Genomic DNA, 1,629 nt, shown 5'->3' with positions numbered 1-1,629 from the left:
CCGCCGCCGCGCCCAGGCCGGTGCCGTCGGCGCCGAGCAGCCCTCCGGCGACCACGGCGGCCCCTTCGCCGACCCCCTCGCCCCCGAAGCCCACACCGACCCCGACGCCCACCCCGACCCCGGTCGCGACCGTCCCGGCCGTGCCGCTGCCGACCCCGCCGCCGGTGCCGACGCCCGAGGTGCCGCCGCCGCCCGTGCCCGAGGTGGTGCTGCCGACGCCCACCGTGACGCCGAGCCTGCCGACCCCGCCGCCCACGACCGTCCCGACCCCGCCGGCGCCGACCGACTTCTGGGCCGACGACCTCCCGGTGGTCAGGTCCTCGCACAACCGGGTGCCGCCGCCGCGGCCGAGCATCCGGGAGAACGGCAGCGACTGGTTCTGGCAGCGGGAGAGCGTCTCGGTGGCCGGCGCCGAGCACCGGCACGGCATCAGCGTGCACGCGCCCGCGGCCACCGTGGTCGACCTCAACCGGAGCTGCACGTCCTTCGACGCGGTGGCCGGGATGGACGACCTGACCCTCGCCGTCGGCGGGGTGGTCTTCTCGGTGCAGGGCGGCGACGGCCGGACGCTGTGGAGCTCGCGCACGCTGCGGGCGGGCGACCCGGCGGTGCCGGTGCATGTGCCGCTCGCCGGGCAGACCTCGATCCGGCTGGTGGTGGTGCCGGCGAACGGCATCTGGTCGGCGCTGAACGTCGCCGACTGGGCCGAGGCCCGCTTCAGGTGCGTCTGAAGCGGGCCCCGGTGCGGGCGGAACCGCGGGGTCAGACCGCGCAGGAGCCGTCCGCGCACGCCTCGCCGGCCGGGGCGACCTGCACCGGGGCCGGGCGGCGCTCGCCGATCTCGGTGGCGACCTGCTCCAGCACCTGGCGGAAGGTCTCGGCCTCCTGGCCGCCCTGGACGGCCCACTTGCCCTCGAAGACGAAGGTCGGCACGGCGGTGATGCCGATCTCGCGGGCCTCGGCCAGCTGGGCGCGCACCTCGGCGGCACCCTCCTCGCCGGCCAGGTAGGCCGTCACCCGGTCGCGGTCCAGGCCCGCGCCGACGGCGACCTCGGTGAGCGCGGTGCGGTCGCCGACGTCCACGCCGTCGCTGAAGTGCGCCTTGAGCAGGGCCTCCTTCAGCCGGCCCTGGGCGGCCGCGCCGTACTCGGTCTCCGCGAGGTGCAGCAGCCGGTGGCCGAGGAAGGTGTTGGCGTGCAGGGCGGCGTCGAAGTCGTAGCCGATGCCCTCGGCCCGGCCCAGCTCGGCGACCCGGGCGTCCATCGCGACGGACTGCGGCCCGTAGCGCTCGGCCAGCCACTCCCGGTGCGGGCTCGCCGTGGCCGGGGCGTCCGGCACCAGCTGGTACGGCCGGTAGACCACCTCGACGTTCTCCTTGCCCGCGAAGCCCTCGAGCGCCTGCTCGAAGCGGCGCTTGCCGATGTAGCACCAGGGGCAGGCGATGTCGGAGTAGATCTCGACCTTCATGACGGGGGCTCCAGAGGGGGGTGGGGACGGGTCCGAGATGGATGAACGATGAACCATCTCGGGACATTCCCGGCGTGTCCCCGCCGCTCCGGACGGGCTCAGACCTCCGAAGGGGCTCAGACCTCCGAAGGGGCTCAGGCCTCCGGAGGGGCGGGGACGACC

Annotated in this window: 3 protein-coding genes; 1 reads left to right on the top strand and 2 read right to left on the bottom strand. The window is 75.8% G+C overall.

Annotated features, from left to right (window positions below):
* Positions 1–223 (bottom strand): hypothetical protein (locus BI06_RS52875; RefSeq protein ID WP_206743634.1); only part of this gene is annotated, 223 nt, incomplete at its 3' end.
* On the opposite strand from BI06_RS52875, the gene BI06_RS46130 reads away from it, so the two are divergent.
* Positions 195–731, top strand: coding sequence for an NPCBM/NEW2 domain-containing protein (locus BI06_RS46130; RefSeq protein ID WP_206743633.1), 537 nt, complete (start codon positions 195–197; stop codon positions 729–731). The two genes, BI06_RS52875 and BI06_RS46130, sit on opposite strands and share 29 nt — an antisense overlap.
* Before the next feature lie 31 nt (positions 732–762).
* On the opposite strand, the gene BI06_RS11045 is transcribed toward BI06_RS46130, so the two are convergent.
* Positions 763–1,467 (bottom strand): DsbA family oxidoreductase, encoded by a 705-nt coding sequence (locus tag BI06_RS11045; RefSeq protein WP_043467278.1) that lies wholly within the window; start codon positions 1,465–1,467, stop codon positions 763–765.
* Between the last annotated feature and the right edge of the window lie 162 nt (positions 1,468–1,629).

Source organism: Kitasatospora sp. MBT66, from assembly GCF_000710405.2.
GTDB classification, from domain to species: Bacteria; Actinomycetota; Actinomycetes; order Streptomycetales; family Streptomycetaceae; genus Kitasatospora; species Kitasatospora purpeofusca.
The sequence above is the reverse complement of the archived record's forward strand: the minus strand, read 5'-3'. Positions and strand labels throughout refer to the sequence as shown.